We start from the raw sequence: 5711 nt of genomic DNA on the forward strand, positions 1-5711 counted from the left end.
GTCGACGCCGAACTGGTCCGGCGCGGGCTGGCCCGGTCCCGGCAGCAGGCCGCGGAGTTGATCGACGCCGGCAGGGTCAGCATCGACGGCCTGCCCGCGCGCAAGCCGGGCACCGCCGTCGCGATCACCGCGGCGCTGACCGTCGCCGACGACGGCGAACGCGGCTGGGTCTCGCGTGGCGCCCACAAGCTGCTCGGGGCCCTGGACGCCTTCGGAATCGACGTGGCGGGCCGGCGCTGCCTGGACGCCGGCGCGTCGACGGGCGGGTTCACCGAGGTGCTGCTCGACCGCGGCGCCACCGAGGTGGTGGCCGTGGACGTGGGCTACGGCCAACTGGCGTGGTCGCTGCGCAGCGATCCGCGGGTCAGGGTCGTCGAGCGCACCAACGCCCGCGACCTGACGCCCGACGTCATCGGCGGGCCCGTCGACGTCGTGGTCGCCGACCTGTCGTTCATCTCGCTGGCCACAGTGTTGCCCGCGCTGGCTGGCTGCGCCGCGCCCGACGCGGATATCGTTCCCATGGTGAAGCCACAGTTTGAGGTGGGGAAGGGTCAGGTCGGCGCCGGCGGGGTGGTGCAGGATCCCGGCTTGCGCGCCGACGCGGTGTTGGCGGTCGCCCGCCGCGCCGACGAGCTCGGCTGGTGCACGCTGGATGCCACCGCCAGCCCGCTGCCGGGCCCGTCGGGCAACGTCGAATACTTCCTGTGGCTGCGCGCAAAGACCGACCGGGCGCTCACGGGCGACCGCTTGGTGTCGGCGGTCCGGCGTGCGGTGAGCGAGGGCCCGCAGTGAGCGCCGCGCACCGCACGGTGCTGATGGTGGTGCACACCGGGCGCGAGGAGGCCACCGAGACCGCGCGTCGCGTGCAGAAGGTGCTGGGCGACAACAAGATCGGGCTTCGCGTGTTGTCCGCCGAGGCCGTGGATCGCGGCGCCCGGCAGCTCGACCCGCACGAATTGCAGGCGATGGGCGGGGAGATCGAGGTGGTCGAGCCGGACCCGCAGGTCGCCGAGGGTTGCGAGCTGGTGCTGGCGCTGGGCGGTGACGGCACCTTCCTGCGCGCCGGCGAATTGGCTCGCAACGCCGACATTCCGGTGCTGGGCGTCAACCTCGGCCGCATCGGGTTTCTGGCCGAGGCCGAGGCGGAGGCCATCGACACGGTCCTGGATCACGTTGTCACCCACGACTATCGAGTCGAGAACCGCCTGACGCTGGACCTCATCGTGCGCCACGACGGCCGCATCATCGAACACGGCTGGGCGCTCAACGAGGTGAGCCTGGAGAAGGGCCCCCGGCTGGGCGTGCTCGGCGTGGTGCTCGAGATCGACGGCCGGCCGGTGTCGGCGTTCGGCTGCGACGGGGTGCTGGTGTCGACGCCCACCGGGTCCACGGCGTACGCGTTCTCCGCGGGCGGCCCGGTGCTGTGGCCCGATCTCGAGGCAATCCTGGTGGTGCCCAACAACGCTCACGCGCTGTTCGGGCGGCCCATGGTCACCAGCCCCGACGCCACCATCGCGATCGAGGTGGAGGCCGGCGGCCACGACGCGCTGGTGTTCTGCGACGGGCGCCGCGAGGTACTCATCCCCGCGGGCAGCCGCATCGAGGTGCGCCGGTGCGACACCCCGGTCAAGTGGGCACGCTTGGACAGCGCGCCGTTCACCGACCGCCTGGTGCACAAGTTCCGGTTGCCGGTGACCGGCTGGCGTGGAAATTGACGGCGCGGCGCGGTGTTCGCTGAATGCTGACCGAAATCCGCATCGAGTCGCTGGGCGCCATCAGCGCCGCGGTCGGTGAGTTCGACCGCGGCCTGACGGTGCTGACCGGCGAGACCGGCACCGGCAAGACGATGGTGGTGACCGGGCTGCACCTGCTCGGCGGGGCCCGCGCCGACGCCACCCGGGTGCGCTCGGGCGCCGACCGGGCGGTCGTCGAAGGACGGTTCACCACAACCGATCTCGACGAGGCCACGGCCGTGCGGCTCGACGAGATGCTGGCGGCGTCGGGCGGGGAGCGCGACGAGGACGGCAGCGTGATCGCCCTGCGCTCGGTGAGCCGCGACGGCCCGTCGCGGGCGTACCTCGGCGGGCGCAGCGTGCCCGCCAAATCGCTGGGCGATTTCACCACCGGGCTGCTCACCCTGCACGGGCAGAACGACCAGCTGCGCCTGATGCGGCCCGAGGAGCAGCGCGGCGCGCTAGACACCTTCGCCAAGGCCGACGCCGCGTTGGAGCGCTACCGCAAGCTGCGCGACGCGTGGGCGACGGCGCGCCGCGACCTCGTCGACCGCAGGAGCCGGATGCGCGAGCTCGCGCTCGAGGCCGACCGGTTGAGCTTCGCGCTCAACGAGATCGACGTGGTGAACCCGCAACCGGGCGAGGACGAAGCCCTGGTCGCCGAGATCGTGCGGCTCTCCGAGCTGGACACCCTGCGCGAGGCCGCGGCCCAGGCCCGCGCGGCGCTGTCCGCGGACGACACCGACGGCTCCGGCGGTTACAGCGCCACCGACAGCCTCGGAAGGGCAAGGGCCGCACTGGAATCCACCGGGGACGCGAAGCTCGTCGCGCTGGCCGGGCAGCTCGGCGAGGCGCTGACCGTGGTGCTCGACACCGCTGGTGAGCTGAGCGGCTTCCTCGACGAGCTCCCGGTCGACGCCAGCGCGCTCGAATCCAAGCTGGCGCGGCAGGCCGAGCTGCGCACGCTGACCCGCAAGTACGCCGCGGACGTCGACGGCGTCCTCGCCTGGGCCCACGAGTCACGGCAACGGCTAGCCCAACTCGACGTCTCCGAGGAGGGCCTGACTGCGCTGGCGGCCCGGGTGGACGAGCTGGCCCGCGAATTAGGTTCGGCCGCAACCGATCTCAGCAATATCCGGTGCAAGGCCGCCAAGCGGCTGGCCAAGGAGGTCACCGCCGAGCTGGCCGGGCTGGCCATGGCCGACGCGCAATTCGGCATCGGCGTCACCGTCGACACCGGCGTCACCCCGGACGACCCCGCCGCGCTCACGCTGCCCTCCGGCGAGCTGGCGCGGGCCGGCGTCGACGGCGTCGACCAGGTCGAATTCGGTTTCGCCGCCCACCGGGGCATGGACCAGCTGCCGCTGGCCAAGAGCGCCTCGGGCGGTGAGCTGTCGCGGGTCATGCTGGCCCTGGAGGTGGTGCTGGCCGCCTCCGCCGCGGGCACCACGATGGTGTTCGACGAGGTCGACGCCGGTGTCGGCGGGCGGGCCGCCGTGCAGATCGGCCGCCGCCTGGCGCGGCTCGCCCGCACCCACCAGGTCATCGTCGTCACGCACCTGCCGCAGGTCGCGGCGTACGGCGACGTCCACCTGGTGGTGCACGGGGCCGGCCCGCGCGGCACCAGCGTGGTGCGGCGTCTGGGCGGCGACGAGCGGGTGGCCGAGCTCGCGCGGATGCTGGCCGGCCTCGGCGACTCCGACAGCGCGCGCGCCCATGCCCGCGAGCTGCTCGAGACGGCGCAGAGCGAAAAGGCCTAGCGCGCCCCCAAACCCCGGTGTGACGGGTCGAGACCCAGTCGGTACCGGCCTGTGACTGGTGGGACTCTAGATAACTTCTGTGGCTGATGTTACGGCGCGCCTCCCCGCGTCGCGCCGGACCGGCCGACAGAATCGCCCCCATGAAGATGTCAGGGCTGCTCTCACGTAACACCGCCCGGCCGGGACTCATCGGCACCGCGCGGGTTGACCGGAACATCGACCGACTGCTGCGCAGGGTGTGCCCCGGCGACATCGTCGTCCTCGACGTGCTCGACCTCGACCGCATCACCGCGGACGCCTTGGTGGAGGCCGACATCGCCGCGGTCATCAACGCGTCGCCGTCGGTGTCCGGCCGCTACCCCAACCTCGGCCCGGAGGTCCTGGTCAACAACGGGGTCACCCTGATCGACGAGACCGGCCCCGACATCTTCAAGAAGATCAAGGACGGCGCCAAGATTCGGCTGCACGAGGGCGGCGTGTACTCCGGCGACCGCCGGCTGGTCCGCGGCACCGAGCGCACCGACCACGACATCGCCGACCTGATGCGCGAGGCCAAGAGCGGCCTGGCCGCGCACCTGGAAGCGTTCGCGGGCAACACGATCGAGTTCATCAAGAGCGAGAGCCCGTTGCTCATCGACGGCATCGGCATCCCGGACATCGACGTCGACCTGCGCCGGCGGCACGTGGTGATCGTCGCCGACGAGCCCAGCGCCGAGGAGGACCTCAAGTCCCTCAAGCCGTTCATCAAGGAGTACCAGCCGGTGCTGATCGGCGTGGGCAACGGCGCGGACGTGCTGCGCAAGGGCGGTTATCGGCCGCAGGTGATCGTCGGCGACCCCGACCAGATCAGCACCGAGGCCCTCAAGTGCGGCGCCCAGGTGGTGCTTCCCGCCGACGCCGACGGCCACGCGCCCGGCCTGGAACGCATCCAGGACCTGGGCGTCGGCGCGATGACCTTCCCCGCCGCCGGCTCGGCGATCGACCTGGCCCTGCTGCTGGCCGACCACCACGGCGCCGCGCTGCTGGTGACCGCCGGGCACACCGCGAACATCGAGACGTTCTTCGACCGCACCCGCGCGCACAGCAACCCGTCGACGTTCCTGACGCGGCTGCGGGTGGGGGAGAAGGTCGTCGACGCCCGCGCCGTCGCCACCCTGTACCGCAACCACATCTCGGCCGGCGCGATCGCGCTGCTCGCGCTCACCATGCTCATCGCCGTCATCGTCGCGCTGTGGGTGTCGCGCACCGACGGCGTGGTGCTGCACTGGGCCACCGACTACTGGAACCACTTCTGCCTGATGGTGCAGAAGTGGGTGACGTAACCCGCTTAAGGACGCCGCCTCGTGATCTCGTTACGCCAACACGCCTTCTCCCTGGCCGCCGTCTTCCTGGCGCTGGCCGTGGGAGTGGTGCTGGGTTCTGGCTTCTTGTCCGACACGCTGCTGTCCAGCCTGCGTGACGAGAAGCGCGACCTGACCCAGCAGATCAACGGACTCAACGATCAGAAAAATGTGCTGAACGAGAAGCTCAGTGCGGCAAACAATTTCGACACGCAAATGGTCGGCCGAATCGTGCACGACGCGCTGAGCGCCAAATCGGTGGTCGTGTTCCGCACCCCCGACGCCAAGGACGACGACGTCGCCGCGGTGTCGAAGTTCGTGGGTCAGGCGGGCGGAACGGTGACCGGGACGGTGGCACTGACCGCGGAGTTCGTCGAGGCCAACTCGGCGGAGAAATTGCTGACCGTGGTGAACTCGTCGATCCTGCCCGCCGGGCAGCAGTTGAGCACCAAGCTCGTCGACCAGGGGTCGCAGGCCGGTGACCTGTTGGGCATCGCCCTGCTGGCCAACCCGAATCCGGCGGTGCCGCCCGTCGACGACACGCAGCGGGCCACCGTGCTCGCGGCGCTGCGCGACACCGGGTTCATCACCTACCAGCCGACCGAGCACCTGGGGCCGGCCAACGCCGCGCTCGTCGTCACCGGCGGCGCGCTGGCCCCGGACGCCGGCAACCAGGGCGCCAGCGTGGCGCGTTTCACCGCGGCGCTGGCGCCGCACGGCTCGGGGGTCCTGCTCGCCGGGCGGGACGGCTCGTCGACCGGCGGCGCCGCCGTGGCGGTCGCCCGGGCGGACGCGGGCATCAACTCCGCGGTCAGCACGGTCGACGACGTCGACGCCGCGCCGGGACGCATCACCGCGGTGCTGGGGCTGCACGACCT

At 71.7% G+C, this 5711-nt stretch carries 5 protein-coding genes; all 5 read left to right on the forward strand.

Going from position 1 to position 5711, the window contains the following annotated elements; all coding sequences use genetic code 11:
• Positions 1 to 792 (forward strand): TlyA family RNA methyltransferase (locus A5714_RS00825; protein WP_068281850.1); only part of this gene is annotated, 792 nt, incomplete at its 5' end.
• Positions 789 to 1715, forward strand: coding sequence for an NAD kinase (locus tag A5714_RS00830; RefSeq protein ID WP_082959501.1), 927 nt, complete (start codon positions 789 to 791; stop codon positions 1713 to 1715). The genes A5714_RS00825 and A5714_RS00830, both read left to right, overlap by 4 nt.
• Before the next feature lie 23 nt (positions 1716 to 1738).
• On the forward strand, positions 1739 to 3493 hold the full coding sequence (gene recN, locus A5714_RS00835; protein WP_068281852.1) for a DNA repair protein RecN: 1755 nt from the start codon (positions 1739 to 1741) through the stop codon (positions 3491 to 3493).
• 140 nt (positions 3494 to 3633) lie between these two features.
• On the forward strand, positions 3634 to 4815 hold the full coding sequence (steA, locus tag A5714_RS00840; protein ID WP_068074852.1) for a putative cytokinetic ring protein SteA: 1182 nt from the start codon (positions 3634 to 3636) through the stop codon (positions 4813 to 4815).
• Between the two features lie 21 nt (positions 4816 to 4836).
• Positions 4837 to 5711 (forward strand): copper transporter (locus tag A5714_RS00845; RefSeq protein WP_068074855.1); only part of this gene is annotated, 875 nt, incomplete at its 3' end.

Origin of the sequence: Mycobacterium sp. E2462, from assembly GCF_001672685.1 — a bacterium.
Classification (GTDB): domain Bacteria; phylum Actinomycetota; class Actinomycetes; order Mycobacteriales; family Mycobacteriaceae; genus Mycobacterium.